At 53.7% G+C, this 20,385-nt stretch carries 21 protein-coding genes and 1 pseudogene; 4 read left to right on the forward strand and 18 right to left on the reverse strand.

Annotated features, from left to right (window positions below):
* The first annotated feature begins 37 nt into the window (after positions 1-37).
* The gene (gspG, locus tag QWY20_RS08520) at positions 38-436 is read left to right on the forward strand and encodes a type II secretion system major pseudopilin GspG (protein WP_330128596.1); all 399 of its coding nucleotides are present in this window, start codon (positions 38-40) and stop codon (positions 434-436) included.
* Positions 437-484: 48 nt separating this feature from the next.
* On the opposite strand, the gene QWY20_RS08525 is transcribed toward gspG, so the two are convergent.
* Positions 485-1,426, reverse strand: a complete 942-nt coding sequence (locus tag QWY20_RS08525; protein WP_330128597.1) for a glycerophosphodiester phosphodiesterase — start codon at positions 1,424-1,426, stop codon at positions 485-487.
* A 394-nt stretch (positions 1,427-1,820) separates the two neighbouring features.
* Here QWY20_RS08525 and QWY20_RS08530 point away from each other — a divergent pair, with 394 nt between their 5' ends.
* The 3 genes from QWY20_RS08530 to QWY20_RS08540 all read left to right on the forward strand — a co-directional run bounded on the left by QWY20_RS08530 (position 1,821) and on the right by QWY20_RS08540 (position 3,845).
* Positions 1,821-2,108, forward strand: coding sequence for a helix-turn-helix domain-containing protein (locus tag QWY20_RS08530; RefSeq protein WP_330128598.1), 288 nt, complete (start codon positions 1,821-1,823; stop codon positions 2,106-2,108).
* Positions 2,109-3,419: a type II toxin-antitoxin system HipA family toxin gene (locus QWY20_RS08535; RefSeq protein ID WP_330128599.1), complete on the forward strand. Its 1,311-nt coding sequence runs from the start codon at positions 2,109-2,111 to the stop codon at positions 3,417-3,419.
* 183 nt (positions 3,420-3,602) lie between these two features.
* Positions 3,603-3,845, forward strand: coding sequence for a BrnT family toxin (locus QWY20_RS08540; RefSeq protein WP_330128687.1), 243 nt, complete (start codon positions 3,603-3,605; stop codon positions 3,843-3,845).
* Here the strand turns inward: QWY20_RS08540 and cysC are convergent.
* From cysC to QWY20_RS08625, 17 genes and pseudogenes are all read right to left on the reverse strand, one after another.
* Positions 3,819-4,427, reverse strand: a complete 609-nt coding sequence (gene cysC, locus QWY20_RS08545) for an adenylyl-sulfate kinase (protein WP_330128600.1) — start codon at positions 4,425-4,427, stop codon at positions 3,819-3,821. The two genes, QWY20_RS08540 and cysC, sit on opposite strands and share 27 nt — an antisense overlap.
* 18 nt (positions 4,428-4,445) lie before the next feature.
* Entirely contained in the window at positions 4,446-6,173 is a 1,728-nt protein-coding gene (locus tag QWY20_RS08550) for an SLC13 family permease (RefSeq protein ID WP_330128601.1), read from the reverse strand.
* Between the two features lie 4 nt (positions 6,174-6,177).
* Positions 6,178-7,611: a sulfate adenylyltransferase subunit CysN gene (gene cysN / locus QWY20_RS08555; RefSeq protein ID WP_330128602.1), complete on the reverse strand. Its 1,434-nt coding sequence runs from the start codon at positions 7,609-7,611 to the stop codon at positions 6,178-6,180.
* A 14-nt stretch (positions 7,612-7,625) separates the two neighbouring features.
* A complete protein-coding gene (gene cysD, locus QWY20_RS08560; RefSeq protein WP_330128603.1) occupies positions 7,626-8,525 on the reverse strand; it encodes a sulfate adenylyltransferase subunit CysD in 900 nt (299 codons plus the stop codon).
* Positions 8,526-8,790: 265 nt separating this feature from the next.
* Entirely contained in the window at positions 8,791-9,621 is an 831-nt protein-coding gene (locus QWY20_RS08565) for a nucleotidyl transferase AbiEii/AbiGii toxin family protein (protein WP_330128604.1), read from the reverse strand.
* Positions 9,618-10,256: a type IV toxin-antitoxin system AbiEi family antitoxin domain-containing protein gene (locus QWY20_RS08570; RefSeq protein ID WP_330128605.1), complete on the reverse strand. Its 639-nt coding sequence runs from the start codon at positions 10,254-10,256 to the stop codon at positions 9,618-9,620. Before QWY20_RS08570 ends, QWY20_RS08565 begins: the two co-directional genes overlap by 4 nt.
* Before the next feature lie 316 nt (positions 10,257-10,572).
* Positions 10,573-10,797 (reverse strand): annotated as a pseudogene (locus QWY20_RS08575) (phosphoadenosine phosphosulfate reductase domain-containing protein); the annotation flags it as partial.
* Positions 10,797-11,495 (reverse strand): hypothetical protein, encoded by a 699-nt coding sequence (locus QWY20_RS08580; protein ID WP_330128606.1) that lies wholly within the window; start codon positions 11,493-11,495, stop codon positions 10,797-10,799. The gene QWY20_RS08580 and the pseudogene QWY20_RS08575, both read right to left, overlap by 1 nt.
* 154 nt (positions 11,496-11,649) lie before the next feature.
* Entirely contained in the window at positions 11,650-13,140 is a 1,491-nt protein-coding gene (locus QWY20_RS08585; protein ID WP_330128607.1) for a hypothetical protein, read from the reverse strand.
* 259 nt (positions 13,141-13,399) lie between these two features.
* The gene (locus QWY20_RS08590) at positions 13,400-15,433 is read right to left on the reverse strand and encodes a type II secretion system protein GspD (protein WP_330128608.1); all 2,034 of its coding nucleotides are present in this window, start codon (positions 15,431-15,433) and stop codon (positions 13,400-13,402) included.
* A complete protein-coding gene (locus QWY20_RS08595) occupies positions 15,417-16,004 on the reverse strand; it encodes a hypothetical protein (RefSeq protein ID WP_330128609.1) in 588 nt (195 codons plus the stop codon). Before QWY20_RS08595 ends, QWY20_RS08590 begins: the two co-directional genes overlap by 17 nt.
* Positions 16,004-16,600 carry a hypothetical protein gene (locus tag QWY20_RS08600; protein WP_330128610.1) on the reverse strand — a complete coding sequence of 199 codons (597 nt, stop codon included), beginning with the start codon at positions 16,598-16,600 and terminating at the stop codon, positions 16,004-16,006. Before QWY20_RS08600 ends, QWY20_RS08595 begins: the two co-directional genes overlap by 1 nt.
* Positions 16,597-17,775 carry a hypothetical protein gene (locus QWY20_RS08605; RefSeq protein ID WP_330128611.1) on the reverse strand — a complete coding sequence of 393 codons (1,179 nt, stop codon included), beginning with the start codon at positions 17,773-17,775 and terminating at the stop codon, positions 16,597-16,599. Before QWY20_RS08605 ends, QWY20_RS08600 begins: the two co-directional genes overlap by 4 nt.
* Before the next feature lie 95 nt (positions 17,776-17,870).
* Entirely contained in the window at positions 17,871-18,761 is an 891-nt protein-coding gene (locus QWY20_RS08610; protein ID WP_330128612.1) for a hypothetical protein, read from the reverse strand.
* On the reverse strand, positions 18,758-19,522 hold the full coding sequence (locus QWY20_RS08615; protein WP_330128613.1) for a prepilin-type N-terminal cleavage/methylation domain-containing protein: 765 nt from the start codon (positions 19,520-19,522) through the stop codon (positions 18,758-18,760). Before QWY20_RS08615 ends, QWY20_RS08610 begins: the two co-directional genes overlap by 4 nt.
* Positions 19,510-19,941 (reverse strand): PulJ/GspJ family protein, encoded by a 432-nt coding sequence (locus QWY20_RS08620; RefSeq protein ID WP_330128614.1) that lies wholly within the window; start codon positions 19,939-19,941, stop codon positions 19,510-19,512. The genes QWY20_RS08615 and QWY20_RS08620 overlap by 13 nt, the downstream gene beginning before the upstream one ends.
* Positions 19,938-20,384, reverse strand: coding sequence for a type II secretion system protein (locus tag QWY20_RS08625; RefSeq protein WP_330128615.1), 447 nt, complete (start codon positions 20,382-20,384; stop codon positions 19,938-19,940). The genes QWY20_RS08620 and QWY20_RS08625 overlap by 4 nt, the downstream gene beginning before the upstream one ends.
* Position 20,385: the final 1 nt, after the last annotated feature.

The following is a 20,385-nucleotide window of genomic DNA, read 5'->3' on the forward strand; positions in this document are numbered from 1 at the left end:
AAAATACCCGCATTGTTGTTGAGATAAGGTCTATTTTATGCGTAACCACGGTGTTCGATCGGGCTTTACCCTGATTGAGTTATTGATAGTGATGGTCATTTTAGGCTTGCTGGCGTCGCTGGTCGCGCCTACGATGTTCTCAAAAGTAGACTCATCCAAGCGCAATACCGCAGAAACCCAGATGCAGATGCTGGCTACATCGCTGGATGCCTACCGGCTGGATGTGGGCCGCTACCCGGAACGGCTGGATGAATTGCTGCGCTCCGATGCCCGCAACTGGGATGGTCCCTACCTGCCACGCGAAGTGCCGCTGGATCCCTGGGATAACCCCTATGTGTATCAGCGCATCAGCAACAATCAGTACAGCTTGAAGAGCCTTGGGGCAGATGGGCGTGAAGGTGGCGAAGGCGACGACGCCGATATTGTGTACCGCTAAGCAGTGACCACTACGCACATGCCAAAAGTTGTTTAAACTTCGGGGCGCTTAGCGCCCCTTAGCATTCATATCATCGCCACAAAAATAAGCCACACCCCATTGCTGCAAGCGCATAATCGCGGACTGTGGCACCACTCCACCAGACCAGGCGCAGAGCAAAATACCGGCTTCCTGACAGGCAGCCACCGTGTGTTCATTCACATCACTAAAATGAACAAACCAACCGCTTCCCCCCTGTTTGGCAATCGACGCCGCCAGCTGCTCTGCGGCCGATCCCGGATACCGCTGTGGATGATGGGCCCCAGGCCAAAGCCCGCCGCCAAGCTTCGCCGCCTCAGTCAGGATCTGTTGCCGGCGAAGGGAGGGCTCCGGGGTTAGCGGGTTGGCCGGCATCAACCCAAGCCAGGGCAATGGATGAGTGGTGTACCAGCGCGGACGGCTGCTGTGCTGGCCCAGCCAGTTGAGCGCATCCCAATGAAAGCTGCAAAACACAGTGTGCGCTGCGGCTTGCTCGTTCGCAATCTCTGCCAAAACCTTGCGCGCCAAAGGCAACCAGGCCTGTGCTTCGCGCTCTGGCACCGGCGTTTTTAGCTCAGCCACACACAAAAAATCGGCCCGCTGCCGGCACAGTGCCAATAACTCGCGAAACAAGGGAATACGGGCATCAGGGATATCGGCTTTTAGCGGATGCGCCTTGGCATACAAGCTGGCCGGCTTTTGCTCACCAATGCGGTACTGTTGCAGCTCGGCATAGCTTAGCTCATGGATAGCAGCAGTCGGGCCCTGCTCAGGCAGCCAGTAACCATCCTGGTGGCGGCAAAAGCCCCGGTTTAGCCGGCCATCGTGGTGCAGCACCAGGGCTCCATCTGCTGTCAGGCGAAGGTCGCACTCAATCCCTGCGCAGCTGGGCTGTTCAAGGGCAAACTGAAAAGCTGCCAGGCTATTTTCCGGCATCAGACCAGCAAAACCCCGGTGGGCAATTAATTGCATTTAAACTCCCGAAATGCGCCTATTAGGTAGCTAATTTTCATCCATCAACGGGCTCCTGCCCTAACACGTTTCGGGATCTGCCCCCGAAGGTTACCAGGGTTCATCCCATTATACTGCCTTAGCAAAAATTTGCAGCTGATGGCTTTGGTGGCAAAGGTCAACACGCCCTAGTTAGTTTCCATCCCGAAACGGCATCCCTGCGCTAGTACCCGCCTTTCAGGACGGGCACTAACGAATTCTAATTCGTGGTGCTTCGGGATCTGACCACGAAGGCTCCTCGTTCCCCGTAGGTTCAATCAAGCCCAACACCTATTATTACGCCATAGCGTATATAAACACAAATTACGCTCTAGCGCATATTGACAAAATTTACGGTAAGGCGTATACATTGGTAATGAAGTACATCCAACAAGGTGGAATGTGTTTGATGCAGATCACTCGTCCAGAACAACTGAGTACACTGATAAAAGCATATCGCAAAAAACACGGTGTGACGCAAGCAGAGATCGCTCAGCTGGTTGGTCTTCGGGTAGCGACGATTTCTGATTTTGAGAACAAGCCTGAATCCTGCAAGTTAGCCACATTTTTCAAAATCCTTGCTGCGTTGCAGCTTCAGCTGGATGTCTCACCCCGTGATAAACCCGCAGAACCAGACCAAAGCAAATGGCAGGAAGGCTGGTAAATGGACACGCTTGATATTTACATGAATGGGATTAGGGTGGGTGCATACCAGCGCGATAGACGGGGTACCAATGTTTTCACTTACGATATTGACTGGCTGAACTCGCCAGGACGACGAAGCTTATCGCTTTCCTTAACGCTTCGGGCAGAACGCTATACAGGGCCGGAAGTCTATAACTTTTTTGACAACTTACTGCCAGACTCTCGCGACATTCGCGAGCGAATGGTGGCACGCTTTCAAGCAAACTCAACCGAACCTTTTGATATCCTTAGCCAGGTCGGAAGGGATTGTGTCGGTGCAATACAACTGGTGCCATCAGGTGCAGATGCGCCCATGATAAAACACATTGAGGCGAGTGCGTTAACGGATACTGAACTAGCAAAGATATTAAATGGCTATCAGTCAAAAAAACCCTTAGGCATGCTAGACGATGCACAAGACTTTCGTATTTCACTGGCCGGTGCGCAGGAAAAAACGGCGCTATTATTCCATCAAGACCAGTGGTACTTACCACATAAGGCGACACCAACAACACACATCATTAAGCTGCCAATAGGCGAGATACGCTCACATGATCGTGTGATTGATATGACACACAGTGTTGAGAATGAGTATCTATGCCTTAAAATCGCCAAAGCCTACGGCTTTGAAACTGCAAACTGTCAGATGATAATGCCGGACGGCGTTAAGGCGCTGGCGGTTGAGCGCTTTGATCGCAAGATGGCGGATGATCAGAGCTGGATCATGCGACTACCCCAAGAGGATTTCTGCCAAGTAAGCGGCACCTCACCCGCCAGAAAATATGAAGCTGATGGCGGCCCTGCCATTTCAACCATCATGCAGAACCTGCTGGGTGCTGCAAATCCCAGGCATGATAGAGAAACATTCATGCGCACCCAGGTTTTATTCTGGCTGCTGGGTGCAACAGATGGTCACGCTAAAAACTTCTTCATTTTTCTTGAACCGCACGATAAGTACCGGCTAACACCGCTCTATGATATCTTGTCCGCATTCCCTGCACTATCGAAAAAAGGTCTACATGAAAAGGACTTACGGTTGGCAATGTCATTAAAAGGCTCTAAAGCAAGAAAAACAGAATGCCGGTTGATAAGTCCTAAACACTTTTTAAACACCGCTAATGAAGTCGGTTTTCCATTATCGGGCATGGAGCGGATACTCCATGAAATGGGAAGCATGACCGCAGCTGTGATCAATCAGGTTGCTGATGGTCTGCCCACTGGTTTTCCTGGTTTTATCGCCGAACCGATCTTTGAAGGAATGCGCAGATACAGTCAACGACTACTTGGTTAGTGCCAATCTGAAAGGCGGGCACTAATGATCATTGAGGGAAGTTCAAGTGAGCCAGCTGGCAACGGCAAACGACATGACCGCCCACGAAGACTCGACTATCGCACGCAACTGCAAGGCAAGTGACAATTCAGGCTACTCTGATCCCGAAGGTTACAAGGTTACCACTTTATCCGCCAGGGCAACATTCAGGAGCGCCAGATGTCGTTTGACGATGCGGTTCATTTGGACTGGGCAACCGCCGGAATATGGCAGGATAGCCGCAAAGCGTATCCGGAAGTACGGTACATCGCCGTAGCTCGCCTACATGTGTTGTGCTTTACAGAGACTGAAGGTGGGATCCGGGTGATCAGTTTCAGAAAGGCAAACCAACGGTGGGCAATCAATTGCATGCGCAAAGCCCTATTCGGTTTCAATGGCAGGAATTAGCTGGTGCTGCTCCAGCCACTGCACCACTCGAGCCGCAGCCTCGTCAATGGATAACGACGCGGTCTGCAAATGAATTTCCGGCGATTCAGGTGCTTCGTAGGGCGCACTGATACCGGTAAAGTCAGCAATCTCCCCAGCCCTGGCCCGACGGTACATGCCTTTGGGATCGCGCTGCTCACAGAGTTCCAGCGGCGTATCGACATAAACTTCCACAAAGTACCCCTTGGACAAAGCGCGGACACGCTGACGCTCAGCCGCATAGGGTGAAATAAAGGCACATCCGACAATAAGACCAGCATCCAGCATCAAAGCGGCCACTTCGCCCACCCGACGAATATTCTCGCTGCGCGAGTCAGGATCAAAGCCCAAATCTGCATTGAGGCCATGGCGCACATTATCACCATCCAACAAATAGGTGGCGCAGCCGCGTTCAAACAATCTACGGTCTACTGCATTGGCAATGCTTGATTTACCGGACGCGGATAAACCGGTATACCACAACAGGCAGGGATGATGTCCATAAAGGTCCCGGCGCTCCCGGCTCTGAACCGCTGTCGGATGCCATACCAGATTCGTTTGCATACAAAGCCTCTATTCGCTTTAAAAAGGAAACAACTGCGGGATCAACAGCAGGCAAACCAGCAAATAGGTCGCAGCTACCGGCAAGCCAGTCAGCACAAAATGCCGCAGGCGGTACGATCCCGCGTTAAAAACCATCAGATTAGTCTGATAACCATAAGGCGTGATAAAACTAGCAGAAGCAGCAAAGGCAACCGCCAGTGCCATCGGCATCACCTCAATGCCCATGCCAAGCGCCAGATTGTAGGCCACAGGAAACATTAATGCTGCCGCCGCATTGTTGGTGATCAGCTCCGTCAACAAATAGGTTAGCAGCAAGACACCGGCAAACGCCAGCCAGGCAGAGCCCTGCCCCAGGTACTGCGCGGCCAACTCACTGATGCCATGTGCCAGCCCGGTGCCCGACAAAGCACTGGCCAGACAAAGCGCCGCTGTCACAATCAGCCAAATGTCTGTCGGGAAACGCCGCTTTATCTCAGCCGTGCTCAGGCAACCAGTGAGTAGCAACGCAGCCAACAACGTAATGGCTGCCGTAAATAACGGCACACCCAGCACTGCCGTGGCAACGACCATGGCGGCAAAGCCCCACCAGGCCAGCTGCTCACGCCAGCCACTGAGCACCGAGTGTGGACGCAGGCCGGAGAGGATAAAGAAATTGCGTGCCAGGTTGTGCCGGCGGGAAAAGTCCGGCCCGGTGGCCAGCAACAGCACATCGCCACCCTTCAGCTCAACCTCACCAAGCCGCCCTTGCAGTGCCACACCATCGCGGCGGATAGCAACCACAGCGGCATCAAAGCGGGCCCGAAAATCGGCGCTTTTTAAGGTATCCCCGACAATGGCGGCGTCCTGCTTTACCATCACTTCGGTCATGGCATCGGCGGATAAGCCGGTTCGCTCAGCATACAACGCCAGGCCATCAAACTGCGACAAAAGCTGCACCTGACGGACATCGCCACTGAACATCAACCGATCACCTGCCGCCAGCACATCGTGCGGAGCCACCGGACAAATCCGCTCCTGAGCGCGGACAATCTCCAGCAGAAACAGATCCTGCAGATGGCGTAAACCAGCCTGTTCGACGGTTTTGCCAGCCAATGCAGAGCCCGGCAATACACGAGCTTCCAGCAGGCTGGCAGGCGCACTCTGTTTTGGCTGGCTCAGTACCGGTAACCAGGGCGCCAGAACAAAGAGCACCAAACCACAGGCAAGCACCAGTGCCAGGCCAATCAGCGTGAAATCAAAGAAAGCAAAACCAGCATGGCCTCTGTCCAACAGCATGCTGTGTACAATCAGGTTGGTGGAGGTGCCAATCAACGTCAGGGTGCCGCCCAAAATAGCGGCATACGACATCGGCAACAGCAGCTTGCTGGCGGGTTGGCGGGTATTGGCCTGAATGGTGCTCAGCATGGCTGCCACCACGGCCGTGTTATTGAGCATCGAAGACGACACCGCAGAAAAGCCCAACACCCGTGCCAGCGAGCCCTTGGCTGAGCCAGTGATTAACCAGCGGGACAATCGGCGCAGCACACTGGTTTTTTCCAGCGCCACCGCAATCAGCAGGAGCAGCACCAGGCTGGCCAGGCCAGGATTGCTGGCACTGTGCAACAAAGTGGTAGCATCTATCAGGCCGCTTAGCAGCAACAACAGCAACGCCACACCAAAAGCCGTCACCGCCCGCTGTGGCCAGCGGATCAGGCTGGCCACCAACAACAGCATCAAGGCCAGCAGCCCATAGGCTGATATGCTCATGGACTCAGGACTTATCCGTTGCGGCAGTGGGCTTGCCCAGCTCGGGATAGTGCTTGCGCAGCAGGGCAATCACCTCTTGCTCGAACGGCGACAGTGCCACCAGCCTGGTGTGCTGTTGCGGCTCATCCGGTTGCAGCAATGCCGACTCCACCATGCCCGCCCCAACGGTTTGGTTGTTTAAACGATCGATCACAATAAAAGCACCGGTCTGCTTGTTGCTGGCATAGGCATCAAACACCACGGTTTCAGACAACTGCACATCCACCTGGCCAATTTCATTCAAGCCCAGGGTACTGGCGGGGGTTTCCTGCAGCGAGTTCACATCCACCCGGTAGTGCACGGTCTCCACCTGGCCACTGGTCAGCTTGCAGCCAAACTTAAACCAGTACTCACGTTCAGGTTCCAATTTCTGCTGGTGCAGCCATACCATGCGGGCCCTTAAACGACTGGCCTGATGTGGCAAGGCATCTTTCGCCACCAGCATGCAGCCCCGGCTGACATCCACTTCATCCGCCAGCGTGATGGTCACTGACTGAGGGGCTTCGGCCACTGCCAGTTCACCGTCAAAGGTAACAATGGATTGCACCCGACTCACGGTGCCGGCCGGCAATACCCGCAGTGTATCCCCTACCCGCACCGAGCCCGAGGCAATACGGCCCTGAAAACCACGAAAATCGGCATGGGGACGGCACACCAACTGCACCGGCAAACGAAAGTCCTGCGGCGCAGCGCTGTTTATTACATCCAGCTGCTCCAGATAGGCCATTAAGGTAGAGCCACGAAACCAGTCCAGTGCCTTGCTCGGGTGCACCACATTGTCGCCCTTCAGCGCCGAAATCGGCACAAAACGAATATCCGGTATATCCAGTGCGCCTGCCAACTGCAGGTAATCCTGCTGAATTTCTTTGTACCGTGCCTGCGAATAGGCCACCAAATCCATTTTATTGATGGCCACAATCACATGCTTAATGCCGAGCAACGAACAAATAAAACTGTGGCGGCGGGTCTGCACCTGCACGCCATGACGCGCATCCACCAGAATAATGGCCAGATCGCAATTGGATGCACCGGTCACCATGTTGCGGGTGTACTGCTCATGGCCCGGTGTATCGGCAATAATAAACTTGCGCTTATCTGTGGAAAAATAACGGTAGGCTACATCAATGGTAATGCCCTGCTCCCGCTCTGCCTGCAGGCCATCGACCAGCAGCGCCAGATCCAGCGCATCGCCCTGAGTACCGGCTTTTTTGCTGTCGGCGCTAAGGGCTGCCAACTGATCATCGAAAATCAGCTGGCTGTCGTGCAGCAAGCGGCCTATCAGGGTGCTTTTACCGTCATCGACACTGCCGCAGGTAATAAAGCGCAGCAGTTGTTTGCGTTCGTGCTGCTGCAGGTAACTGAGAATATCCTGTTCAATCAACGGGGATGCGTGGCTCATCGATGCTTTGAGTACTAAAAGTACCCCTCCATTTTTTTCTTTTCCATGCTGCCACTGCTGTCGCGGTCGATCACCCGGCCCTGGCGCTCGGAGGTTTTGGTCAGCAGCATTTCCTGAATAATGGCCGGCAGCGTATCGGCGTCTGACTCTATAGCGCCGGTCAGCGGGTAGCAACCCAGGGTGCGAAAACGCACGTTTTTCAGTTGTGGGATCTCCCCGGGCAACAGCGGCATCCGCTCGTCGTCCACCATGATCCAGCCGCCATCGCGCGCTACCACCGGCCGCTCTTTGGCAAAATACAGCTCTGGGATCGGGATCTGCTGCTGGTAAATGTACTGCCAGATATCGAGCTCGGTCCAGTTGGATAGCGGAAACACCCGGATGCTCTCGCCTTTATCAACCCTGGTGTTGTAAATAGACCACAGCTCCGGCCGCTGGTTTTTGGGATCCCAGCGCTGCTGCTTGTCGCGAAACGAAAATACCCGCTCCTTGGCGCGGGATTTTTCTTCATCCCGGCGCGCGCCGCCAAAGGCAGCATCAAAACCATACTGCTTTAACGCCTGTTTCAGCGCCTGGGTTTTCATCACATCGGTGTGTTTGGCCGAGCCATGGCTAAAAGGCCCAATGCCCTGCGCCAGCCCATCCGGATTGGTATGCACCAAGAGCTCAAAACCCAGCTCACGCGCCATCCGGTCGCGAAAGGCAATCATCTCCGCAAATTTCCAGGTGGTATCGATGTGCAGCAGCGGGAAAGGGATTTTTGCCGGATAAAAGGCTTTGCGCGCCAGATGCAGCAATACCGACGAGTCCTTGCCCACCGAATACAGCATCACCGGCTTGTCGAATTCGGCCGCCACTTCCCGGAAGATATGGATGGCTTCACTTTCCAGTACCGTCAAATGAGACAGGTTCATGCATCACTACTCAAGGTTCGGTTTCAGTTAAGCGGCTGCAGGCCGCAGTGTTGTTCTGTTTATCTGCCAGGCATTTCCATAAGGGTATCACGAATGCGGTGGCTGCTGTGCTGCAAAAGTTATGATCGTGCTACTCCAAGGCTCACTGAACAGCCAGACTGTTTTCCGGCATCAAGCCAGAAAACCACGGGTTTGTTCTTTTAATTCCTCAGGCTCTGCCCACAAGGTTCGCTAGGCGAGGTGGGCAGGCTATACTACAACCAAATTATGCTACTACAACCCTGTCCGCAAGCGCTTGAAAGTAACTGCATGACCAAATATCCAATTGTTTTGCATCTTGCACAAAAGACACGACATCCCTTCGTGCCGACTCTATATCCAATGTATTGATCCGATGTTGCAACCAATCTTGCACGATGGCTGGCGATAACCTTGTTCCGTTCCAGTCACCACTTTGCCGTGCTCTTTCAGCCAAATGCGCCAGGTTCAGCTGGATACCTTGACGAACATACCATTCAAAATCAAACCAGTCGCGCCCCTTGACCCTATTTTTCCACTGCCGGAATAACAAGGCATGCATTTTTCCGGCATAAAGATCTGGCAGAGAAACACATTTCACGTAGAAAGAGTAGGGTTGCAGCAGGAGCTTTTCTTCGGTGCTGAACCCCATTGGCGGATCAGTATCAACTTCAAATTTAATTTTCAGGATTTTCTGGCCAGCCACACGTATATCGTAAATACAGGAATTATTTTTCAAAAATGCAGAGACAACTGCGGACTCCACCGTCTTCTGGCGCTGAGAGATTTCTACAGTGAAACCGAAAGCCTCGAATTCGTTGATGAGGCTCGCAAAATAAGGTTCCAGTGAAAAAGCAGGATCCGGAGCCAGAAGGGAAAAATCCAGATCTTCAGAAAAACGGGGCAATCCATAAAAAACACGTAAACAGGTACCTCCGTAGAAGGCCGCTTTATCAAAGAACCCCGCACGCTGCAAACCTAACAGCGCCAGCTCCTGCATGACTTCACGTAGTGCATGCGTTTTATCTGCACCATTCACCAGATCGTATTTTTGCAGCATCTGCTCAACAACCTTCATTGCAACCTCTCAAGTACACGAAGCAAGGTAAGCAACTGCCGTGGCTTGAAACCAGATACGGCGTAAACCTCAATCAGCGACAGATCCACTCTGGATAACGTATCTGGGTCTATGCGCAAATCATCGAACAGAAAACGTTGCATGGATGCCACCCCAGAAACCATCAAATGACGCGTGAGTAACACTTTATCACACAACGCTTTCTCAGGCCCTGCCATTAGAAATGAAACACCTTCAGCAGTTGATTCCATCATCATACCCACGCTGTATAGTTTTGCAGGCACTGTGCTGTAGGAAAAACGCCCGATGGGGTTTTCAATCACGCGACTGCGACGCGAAGAAACAGAAGTCACTTCAACAACATGCTCTGGGATCATGCCATGCCAGGCTAATGCATAATCCAAAGAAACACAGGAAGGTCCATATAAATGATTGGCGATCAAAGGCAATGCAACTGTGCCTCTGCGCCATTCTGTTCCAACCAGATACAAGCCACGCCGTAACGGAATCAACACACCTTTTGCCAACCAGTCCGCTATTTTGTCATTGGGGCGCCGATAATCACGCAGCAGCGATATTAGTACACCATGGCTAATAGGAACCGACGCGTAGGCAGACAGCTTTGATTCTAGCATTAGACCAAGCATATTTGTGAGTGGATAATCGGATTATAACCGATTATCCACTCACAAACAAACATACTTGACTCATGCCATCCAATGTTTGGATTCATCCCTCGAGATCAAGCAGCCTCAGGGACTGTCTCTCCATGAAGTAACGTAAAGTTTGGGGTGATCATTCACTCCTCCCCTGCCGATTTGCGAAGCCAATTCAATCAAGGGGCAAAGACGTTGAATTTTCAAGGATAGCCTCTGCCCTACTCCGGTATGCTTGGGTACTGGAGGAGAAGTTGCGATATGGAATTCGCTTCAGGCTCTGACCCCGAAGGTTCCGATCGCGAAAAGCAATCATCTCCGCAAATTTCCAGGTGGTATCGATGTGCAGCAGCGGGAAAGGAATTTTTGCCGGATAAAAGGCTTTGCGCGCCAGATGCAGCAATACCGACGAGTCTTTGCCCACCGAATACAGCATCACCGGCTTGTCGAATTCGGCCGCCACTTCCCGGAATATATGGATGGCCTCACTTTCCAGTACAGCAAGATGGGTTGCATGCATCAGCCGGCACTCAAGGTTCGGTTTAACTGAAAGGCCTGCATGCTATCGCGCAGCTCGTCGCTGGCATCCAGCCCCAGCCAGTGGATAAAAGACGGAATAATATCGCCCTGCTGCTGCATCTGCGCATCGTAATCGATGATGGTGATGGCCTCCGGGCCAAAGGCAGCCGTATAGGCAGCAATTAGCGCATCGTAATCGGTCAGCCAGGTATCGTCTTCGACATAAAGTGCCGACCAATAATCTTTGGATGGCCGCCGGCCCAGTTTTTTCGCCAGCTGCGCCCGGTAGGACGCCAGATACTGCGATTTATCGCGCAGGTACAACACAATCTTAATGTCGCTGGCAACCCCAGCGAGTAGATCTTTTAGCAGCACCAGCTCGTCTTCAAAGCGCAGCAACGATAGCCCCTCGGTGCTGATCACCTTATCCAGCCCCGGTTGTTCGGCGGCAAAAGCAACCAGCCGCTGCTTCACCTGGCTGTAGTAATCGGCCGGAAAAGCTTTAATCGCCTGGCGGGCAAAGGAGTCGCGGTTTGGCCGCATGGTGGCCAGGTAACATTCAATGTGGTTGTTCGGAAAATGCAGGCCACGGTAATAGTGCCGGCCATTGGCCAGCAGCCAGCTGCGCTGTGAATTCAGCCAGCGCTGCAGCGAGGTAGAACCGGTTTTATGGCTGCCAATATGCAGGTACAGCGTCATGCAAAAACCCCGGAAACAGAAAAAGGCTATTGTACGGTGCTTTGCCTTGCTTTTACAGCCTATCGCAGCACTTAAGCGGCAACGGCCAGCCTTGCAGGCATAAAAAAACGCCCCGCAGGGCGTTTTTCACAGCGTATAACCAACCGGCTAAACGTTAAGGTCTGCCGTTAGAATCGTTCACAACAACCAGACGGTCACCGTTGCCACGCTGGTAAGCAGAGTAAACAGTAACGTCGTCAGCTGGTACGTTGGTCACCAGAGTCAGGCCAACAGCGAAGTTGCCTGGGCCAGACAGGTTCACACCTTTGGCAACCATGGCATTACGGATAGCTGAGTTCAGTGAAGTTACTGTACGAGCATTCGATACACCAACTTTACCCAGATCCAGAGTTTGACCATTAACAACCGCAGTTGCAGTGATATCACCAGACTGGGTGCCTTTGTTGGTCAGCTGAATGGTTTGCTCAGCAGTTGGTCCGTACAGCATGTAAGGGATGTAAACTTGCGAACCGTTCAGAGTCCACTGACCAGCAGCAACTGGGCCAACAGTAGTTGTACGAGTTGGGCCACCAACATTATAAGTGAAGTCACCAGTGAAGGTGTAAGAACCAGTTGGCAATGTGCCAGGAGCAACATCAACACCGCCGACCGCAGCCGCACCTTGCTTCACATTAAAGGTGATTGTAACGTCTTGGGTTACACCAGCAGCAGTGCTAGGACAATCAAAAGTCATGCTGCCAGCAGTGAAAGTAACATCAGTACCATCAGTTACACCAGCACAACCAGTGATAGCAACAACATCAGCACGTGCTTGAACACCCGGTACATTGGCATCAGTGTCAACAACCCAAGAGAAGTCACCAGTTACAGTGTGTGTCACTGTAGATGCGGTCACAGGCAGAATGAAGTCAATCCACACCGGATCAGCAGCAGTACCAATATTCAGCTCATCACGCAGACCTTGACGAACAACTAAACGCGACTCGATGTTAGACAACGGCGCTGCAGCAACAAAGTTGCGACGATTGTTGTTCACATCAATGGTAGAGTTCATAGCAGTGCCGATAGCACCAACAAACTCAGATGCTACGTGTACCAGCTTAACTGAAGACTTCTGACCTTGGTCAATGGCTACACCATTAGAAGTTTGTGCAGCGTAAGATGCTGTCAAACCGCCGTTAGACAGAACTTTTGCCGCATTTACCGCGAAGTTCGCACCATTGGCGATGGTGAATTTCTGACCAACAGTAGAAAGAGCACCGTTCACTTCAGTAACACGGTAGGTTACGCTGTTTGCAGTAGTGCTTAACAAACCTAATGCAAGCGTAGAACCACCAACGTTGGGATCTGGCAAACCATCAGCATCCAAAGTATCAGAAGTAGTGATGGTACTGCGGAATTGGTTAGCAGCAATAGCATCAGTATCGAAAGTGATGGTGATGATATCACCAACCGCATACTCGGCACCCAGTTCAACAACAAAGTTTTCACGCGGCAGGTTGAAGTTGGTTGTAGTGTTGCTCAGGCGCTCTGTAGACACAGCAACGCGAGTACTTTCGTCAACCAAGTTCACTGCGGCCATAGCGTTTACTGACAAACCAGCAAGCGCAGCAGCGACTAAAGTTTTTTTAAACATGTTCGTCATGTCTTTCTCCAATTTCATGAAATTTGAGATGTAGGCTTCGTGCCCTTTCTCATTAGTATACCAACCGCTCTAGAACGGCCGAATTTGATTATCATGAATGCCAATTACTATGTCAATCGAATAAAAGGCATTTTTTTGTTCTACAAACAGAAAGTTGCAATAAATGATGGAATTTCCAACAATTACGCTTAAAAAGCTGTTTGCGCATTCCCAACAAAGAATACTCTGTCAAAGAAGCTGACAGTATTCGATGCTCTTTTTAGTCTACAAGCTGGATGCTTGTCAAGCCCTCTGATACGGTCTGGCGAATTAGTTGCCACTCATCGACGGTATCAATTACCCTTGGCGTAATAAAAATAACCAGTTCAGTCTTTTCCCGGCGCTGCTCAGCGCCTTTGAACAACTGGCCGAATAAAGGTACCCGTGATATTCCCGGTACATGGCTGTTGCCATCGGTGTTGCTTTCAGAAATAAGGCCACCCAGCAACACCGTTTGGCCACTTTGTGCCAGTACTTCCGTTTTGATGCTGCGCTCAAAGATGCTTGGGCTACCGGCTACTTGCGGGCCACCACTGCTGGTGTTGGAGATGCTCTGATCGATTTCCAGCACCACCAAGCCCTGGGCATTGATGGTTGGGGTTACCGTAAGGCTAACCCCAGTTTTACGATACACCACACTGGTGCTTTGTGTTTCCGTACCAGGGTTGATTGTGGTGCTGCCAACGGTTGGAATATCATTACCCACCGTAATATTGGCAGATACACCATCACGTACTACCAATGTAGGGTTGGATAAAATATTCACCAGATTGCTACTGGCTGATAAACGTGCCAGCATACTGGAGACGCCATCGGCCCAATTTAAACGAAACCCTCCCATTTCACTAACGCCCAAAGCCCCTAGCGTGCCACCGGCTAAACGGCCACTGCGAAAGGCAAATTCAAATCCCTGGGCAAACTCGTCGGTTAGGGTCACTTCCGCAATGGTTGCATCCAGCAGTATTTGTTTGGGCAATACATCCAGCCGCTGAATAATCGGCAGCAGCGACTGATAAGCAGTGCCGGTGGTATAGAACAACAAGGTGTTGGAGCGCTCATCCACGGTTAAGCGGATATCGCCATCCCCAGATGAGGCAGCACTGACCGTGGTACTTCTGTCAGCCGATTGGGCGCTTTGGGTATCCCGCCTGGTGCTCCCAGCACTGGAAACACTGGCACCGATTAACGGTGCTACCGACTCGCCCAAATCGGATGCTCTGGCATAGCGTGGATGGTAAATAAAAAAGCGTTTGTCATTACCACGGCCTGGTTTATCGATTTGACTGGCCCAATATTCAGCCCTGTCCAGCACAAAGGCATCACCGGCAAAAAGTGCAATCGCACCCATCTGTTTTATCGGCACCATCAATAATGCAGGCCCAGTGGTTGCCCGGGTACTGACATTAAAGCCCTCGGCTTGCATCAGTTCTGCCAACTGAGCACTGAATTCATCAGGCGTTAGGTAGGTAAGTTGCAATAAACCAACATAACGGCCACGGCTGGATGGGATGTCAAGCAGGGCCAATAAATCCAGTGCACGCAACACTTCGGCACGACTGCCTTGAATAAAATAAGCATTTTGCTCAAAATCGGCGGTAATCTGCGCACTGGTTAAACTGCGTAAAGTCCGCTCCACGCTGGTTTTAATACCATAGCGTAGCGGCACCACTTGCAGCACCTGCTGAATAGTATCGGGCACATCGCTGGCCCGGCGGCCAAAGCCTATCACCACATTGGCGGTGCTCTGGCGATCTTTGGGGTGGATGTAAAACACATCTTCGCGCTGGGAAACCTGCAGGTTTTGCTCATCCAGCAGCTGGCTGGTCAGTAAAAATAAACGGCGTGAGCTGATGGGTTCCTGCACATTCAGGTTCAGTCGTTTGCTGCTGGCTGCCTGATCGGCAATCACATAATTGACTTTAAGGACTTCGCCAAACACCTGCTGGATAAATTCCGGCATCGGCAATTGGTTTAATGCCAGCTGATGCTGATCGCGGCTGGAAAATTGCTGTGCTAAATCGGTTTGCTGCTGCAACGCCCTGGCATCAGCCGGCAATGGCGTTAAGCGGGTAAAGCCAGCAGTTGCATCCACCGTATCGGACTCCGGCAGTTCCTCCGCCTGGTATGCCGGTGCCGGCGCCGCCATACGGGATGGATTGACCGGGTAGTTGACCGACTGGGTAGCACAGCCGGTGAGCGCCAGCAGGCAATAGCCAGCCAGCAATGAAAAAGCACGGTTAGTTCTCGGATGCATTGTTCGATCCTTGTTGCAAAGTAGAGGCACCGGCAAAAACCGGGGCAATGATGGCGGCTTGATCGGGCTTTGCCGGATCGGTAAAGCGCAGTTGATGCACGCCTATCTGCGTTAATTGAAAACGGCCAAAGCTATCCTGCTCACGGGCGGTGATAAGCCGGGGTGGCGTATCGCCTTGTTGCAGCTCTATCAAGGCCAGCCGCTGATTGAGCGAGCTGGATATAAAAGTGGCCCGAACCAGCAAACGGCTATCATCCAGCTCGGTAGCACCGGGCAGCGTACCCTGGCTGCTGTTGGCCTCTGCCGTGCTTTCTGCCTCTGCTGCTTGCTGAGCACGCTGGTCGCTGCTTTGTGCCAGCCAGCGCTTTATGGGCTCACTCTGGCGTGGCGCAGTGGCAGTCGCTGGCAATTGCAGCGACGCAAAGCCCTGCTGATGGCTCCGATCAATCGGGGTGTATAAACGGCTGCGAAAATCGCTGCCAAGCAGCAGCAACGTAAGCAGCAGCACCAGTGTGGTTTTGGCCGGCTGCGCCCTAAGGCTTTGCCAGGCCTGCCTGAGTACAGCGCCCATTAGTCAACTCCTTGCGGCAAGGCTGCATCCAGCGCCGCTGGTTGCAGCACAATGGCTTGTACCAATAAGGTTAAAGTGGCCTCGGGCTGGCTACGACGCCCACCAGTTGCGGTAGTGCGCAGCTCTGCGTGCTGAACGGACAACCCGTTTTGGCCACTGAACAAAGCAAGATACCCCTGCATCAGTTGGGCGGGCTGGCCGCGCACCAGCAGCCTGGCCTGGTTCAGCTCCAGCCCTAAATCCGCTTCGCTGCGCTGCCCCACCCAGTCAAAGACGGTGAGCTCCAACTGATGGCTGGCCAGTTGCTGCTGCAACTGCTGCTGTAAATTCAGCCGCACCTGCCCCATCGACTGGCCGGCTTGTTGCTGCGGGTAGCGATTGGCCAACTGCTGCTGCAGGCCAGGCAATTCTGCCAGCGCCCGCTGTAGCTCGGCTTCACTGGCCACCATCGCCTGCACCCTGGCCAGCTGCTGGCTAACCTGGCTGAGCTCTTGCTGCAACTGGTTCTGTTGCTGGATCTTGGGTACCACCACAAATTGCAGCAGGGCCAGTACGGCGGCGATAGCCAGTAACGCCTGTTGTTTGCTGCTGGTCATGGCGCCTCCTCCGGTGCTTGCGGGCTCAGGTCAGCGCTGCTGTTAACACCGTCTTCTGCAGGCAGCGCCAGCACCGGCTTTAACTCCAGCACAATGGAAAATTGCTCCCGGCCCTGGGTATCACGGCGCACCGGTGCGAAAAAGTCGGCACTTTGCACTTCTTCGGTGCTTAACAGCAATTGCAACCAATCGGTCGCACTGGCAGCATGCCCCTGCAGGCGCAAGGCTTCGCTGTCGCCTTCAACCAGAGTCAGGTTGACGTTGTTGAGTTGCGCCAGGGCAACAAGGGTCCAGAGCCCTTCACCGGACAGGTTATCTTGCTGGTAGCGGCTCAGTGCCTGCACCAGCGCTTCGGCCTGCTGCAAGGACGAGCGGGCATCCAGCACACTGGCCACCTCGGTGTTCAGCCGGTTTAATTGCTGTTGGCGGCTCTCAAGCTGCTGCGATAGCAAGGCGGTGCTGCCATAAAGATACATCAGTGCCAACACCGCACTTAACCCGGCAAAAGGCAGCCAGGCACGCAATGACTGATTGCCCGCCCGGCTATTGCTGCAATCGAGCCAGCTACTGGCAGGCAGCCGCAAGACAAACTGCCAAAGCCTGGCCAGCCCGGGCCCGGCCCACAGGTATTTGGGCACGGCACTGTGGCCACCCAGCAGCTGCAAAGCCCGCTCTTCGGTAGCAACCAGGGCATTGGCTGGCAAGGAACTGAATTCGTGATTGGTTTGGTTGAACTGATAAAAATGGCCATCGGGCATAGCCAGGCTGTGCAAGCCTGGCTGGCGGCTGGCAAACACCAGCAGACTAATGGGGAGCACCAACCGGGCTTGTCGGCAGCTATCGGCCAGCTCTGCTTTGGGCGTAAAACTAATCACCCGGCGCTGACCCTGGTGCAAATCACCGATCAGATGATAACAAAGCCGGCCCTGATCACGCTGCTGCAGAATTTTTTTCAAAGCGCTGCGAGAGGCGATCTGAAAGCTTTCGTGTTGCTCGTCGTAGCCATGGCGCGATAACACCAGCACAGAGCCAACCGGTCGCTGCACTGGCTGCAGCTGGCCTTGTTGCCAGCTGTAACGCTGACCATCCCGGGCCAGGTACTGCAGCTGACTTTGCAGCCAGGCCGGAGCTTTTAGCACATAGGCAGGGGTCGTGGCAGTGTGCGTTTCAGGCATACGGTTGGCTCCCGGCCATAATGGTTCCCGTTGGATTCACGTGTTGCTCTCTCCTGTGTACTGAGCTGGCCATTGCGCCGGTTGCCGGGGCTGCATTACCGGGCCCCACGGTGCTGCTGACGGATAAGCACCGGGATATCGGCCCCGGCATCAATACGCAGTTGCAGTTGGCGTTGTTGCTGGCCCAAGCGCAGCACCATGATCAATTCGCGGCTTGCAAAAAATGTGGCTCCTTCATCCGGTTCGATGCCGGTAAGTTCGCTAAAGCGAAACCTATCCACCCTGCCCTGCTGTCGCCACTGGCGGAGTATATCGAACTGTGCAGGTGGGAGCAACGCAGCCAGAATGGGATCGGGTGCCGTCAGGTAGTTGAACTCGTCGCCTAGCACCCGGGTGAACTGCCACAGCTGGCTGTCGGCCATGGGTTGCCAGCCGGGTAAGGCCATGGCTTCACTGGCATGTTGCAGGTGAAAGCCTGGTGCAGCAAACGGCAAACGGGCGGCCGGCTCTGGCCGCTGGGCATCGCGCAGGGTGGTTACCATCTGACTGGCAGACAGACTGTCGATGCCTTGTTGTTGCAACCATTGTTGATGCAGCGGGGATGGAAAGCGCAAATCCAGCAAGCCATTCAGATCCTGCAACCGGGCTTCTACCGCTACCGCAGCCTGGCTGTGATTGTCCTGGCTATCCTCTGAGCTCACCGGAACCAACCAGTCGAATGGATAGCTGTAAAAACTCCAGCCATACGCCTGCTCGCCGCTGTCCGGCCCCTGCCATTCTTCGGTCAGTAAGGCAAAGCTGAGCGTATTGGCGGCTGAGTACAGCGCCAGTTGCTGCGTACTGGCATCCAGCAGCTGTTGCACCTGGCGCTGGTGTTGCTGCACACTGGCCACCATCAGCAATAACAGCATGCTGAAAATCGCCGTCATCAGCAACACCTGAAACAGGGCGATGCCCCTTTGGGCACTTGCTCTGGCCATGCTCATAAGCCGCCATCCAGTTGCGACAACTGCTCATTGCCGCTGTGATCAAATCTTTGCTGCCATTGCCAGCTATCGCTGTTGATGCGTAATTGCTCAGGCTGCAACAGTGCTTGCATGCCGTCGTATTCGCTTTGCCAGGATAAAGACGCTGCTGTCTCATCCTGCGCCTGCAGTTTTTGTTGCAACGAGGCATACCCCCGATAGGCAAACACCAGCTGCTGCTGGCCTGCCAGCAACACCCGGCGAAAGGCAAACGGCAGTTCCTGCTCGGCGTAAGCCAGCAACTGTTCATGCAGCAAGGCTTCTTCGTACACCAGCTGCCATAAACCTGGCTCGGCCGGATCCGGCTCTTTAAACAAGCGATACACTGCTGCGCTGGCTGGGTCCTGCATGCTGGTGGCCGTAACGGCGGTAAAGCCATTATCACGGCCCAAAAAGTAAAAACCGACCTGACCGCTGTCACCACGCTGGCTTTGCAGCGATTGCTGCCGCACCAGCTTAGGATACGTATTCACCAACACATCGTACAACAACTGCCACTGCGCATGGTGCTGCTGGCTGCGCTGCTGGCTGGCCTGGTTGCGCTGCCAGTTCTGCTGCATAAAGTCGTAGGCCATCACGGCAGAGAGCATTAACAGGCTGAGCAGGGTGATGGCCAGCAGTACTTCAATCAGGGTAAAACCACGCTGTGCCCTGACTGCTCTGGTGGCACTGTATGCCCGGCTTGCTGTGGGGCTGCATGGGCCAGGATTTACTCGATCCATGTCAGCTCCTGATAAGAAAAAGTCCGCACTTGCTGCTGGTAGCTAAGCTCCAGCTCAATGTGATGCAGGCGAAAACGCGGCCGGTTTGGTTCCGCCCCCATCTCCAGCTCATCGGCAAATTCAGGGGCAGCGGTTAGCTCGCCAGCCTGATTGCGAAAGCGGTAGCCCACCTGCAGCATGCTGCCCTCACCCTGGCTTTGGGTTGGCTGCTGCAGCAAGTCGCTGCGGATCTGTTGCTGAATAAAGGGTAAGGCGGTCAGCAGCACCGTGGTTTGATTGGCGCGATCACTGGCATTCAGGGCGGTCTGGTAGGCGATAAAACCGCTGGTGACCACACTGAATAAGATGGTCATTGCTACCAGGATTTCAATCAGGGTAAAGCCGGCCAAAGTTTGCAAACGGCCACAGCGCTGCTTCATGGCCTGTTTCCGTTTTGCATGGGCAAGCGCTCAGCGGCTGGCCGGTTGACCAGCAGCTGGTGCTGGATCGACGATGGATTCAGCTGCAGACGCCAGGGCTGATCGTGTTCGCTCCAGTACAAGGCCGGTTGTTGCCAGAAGCCGTTGCCGTTGACCCGCAATTGCTGGGGTTCAAACAGCAGGTGCTCAAACTGCCATTCGCGGTTGTTATCGCCATCCAGCAGCGCTACCCGGTTGTCTTCGAGCAGCAACTGGCGCGGGCTGCGCGAAAGCCGGGCTTCGAACTGACTGTGATCGAGAATGCGGTACAGCTGCTCGCGCTCTTTGAGCTGCTGGCTGCGCTGATACTGGTGAAAACCGACCGGGCCGACAAAGCTCAGCAAGACGGCGCCTATCACCATCACAATCAACAACTCGATCAGAGTAAAACCGCGCTTTCTCATG

Origin of the sequence: Alkalimonas cellulosilytica, from assembly GCF_036325985.1 — a bacterium.
GTDB lineage: Bacteria > Pseudomonadota > Gammaproteobacteria > Enterobacterales > Alteromonadaceae > Alkalimonas > Alkalimonas cellulosilytica.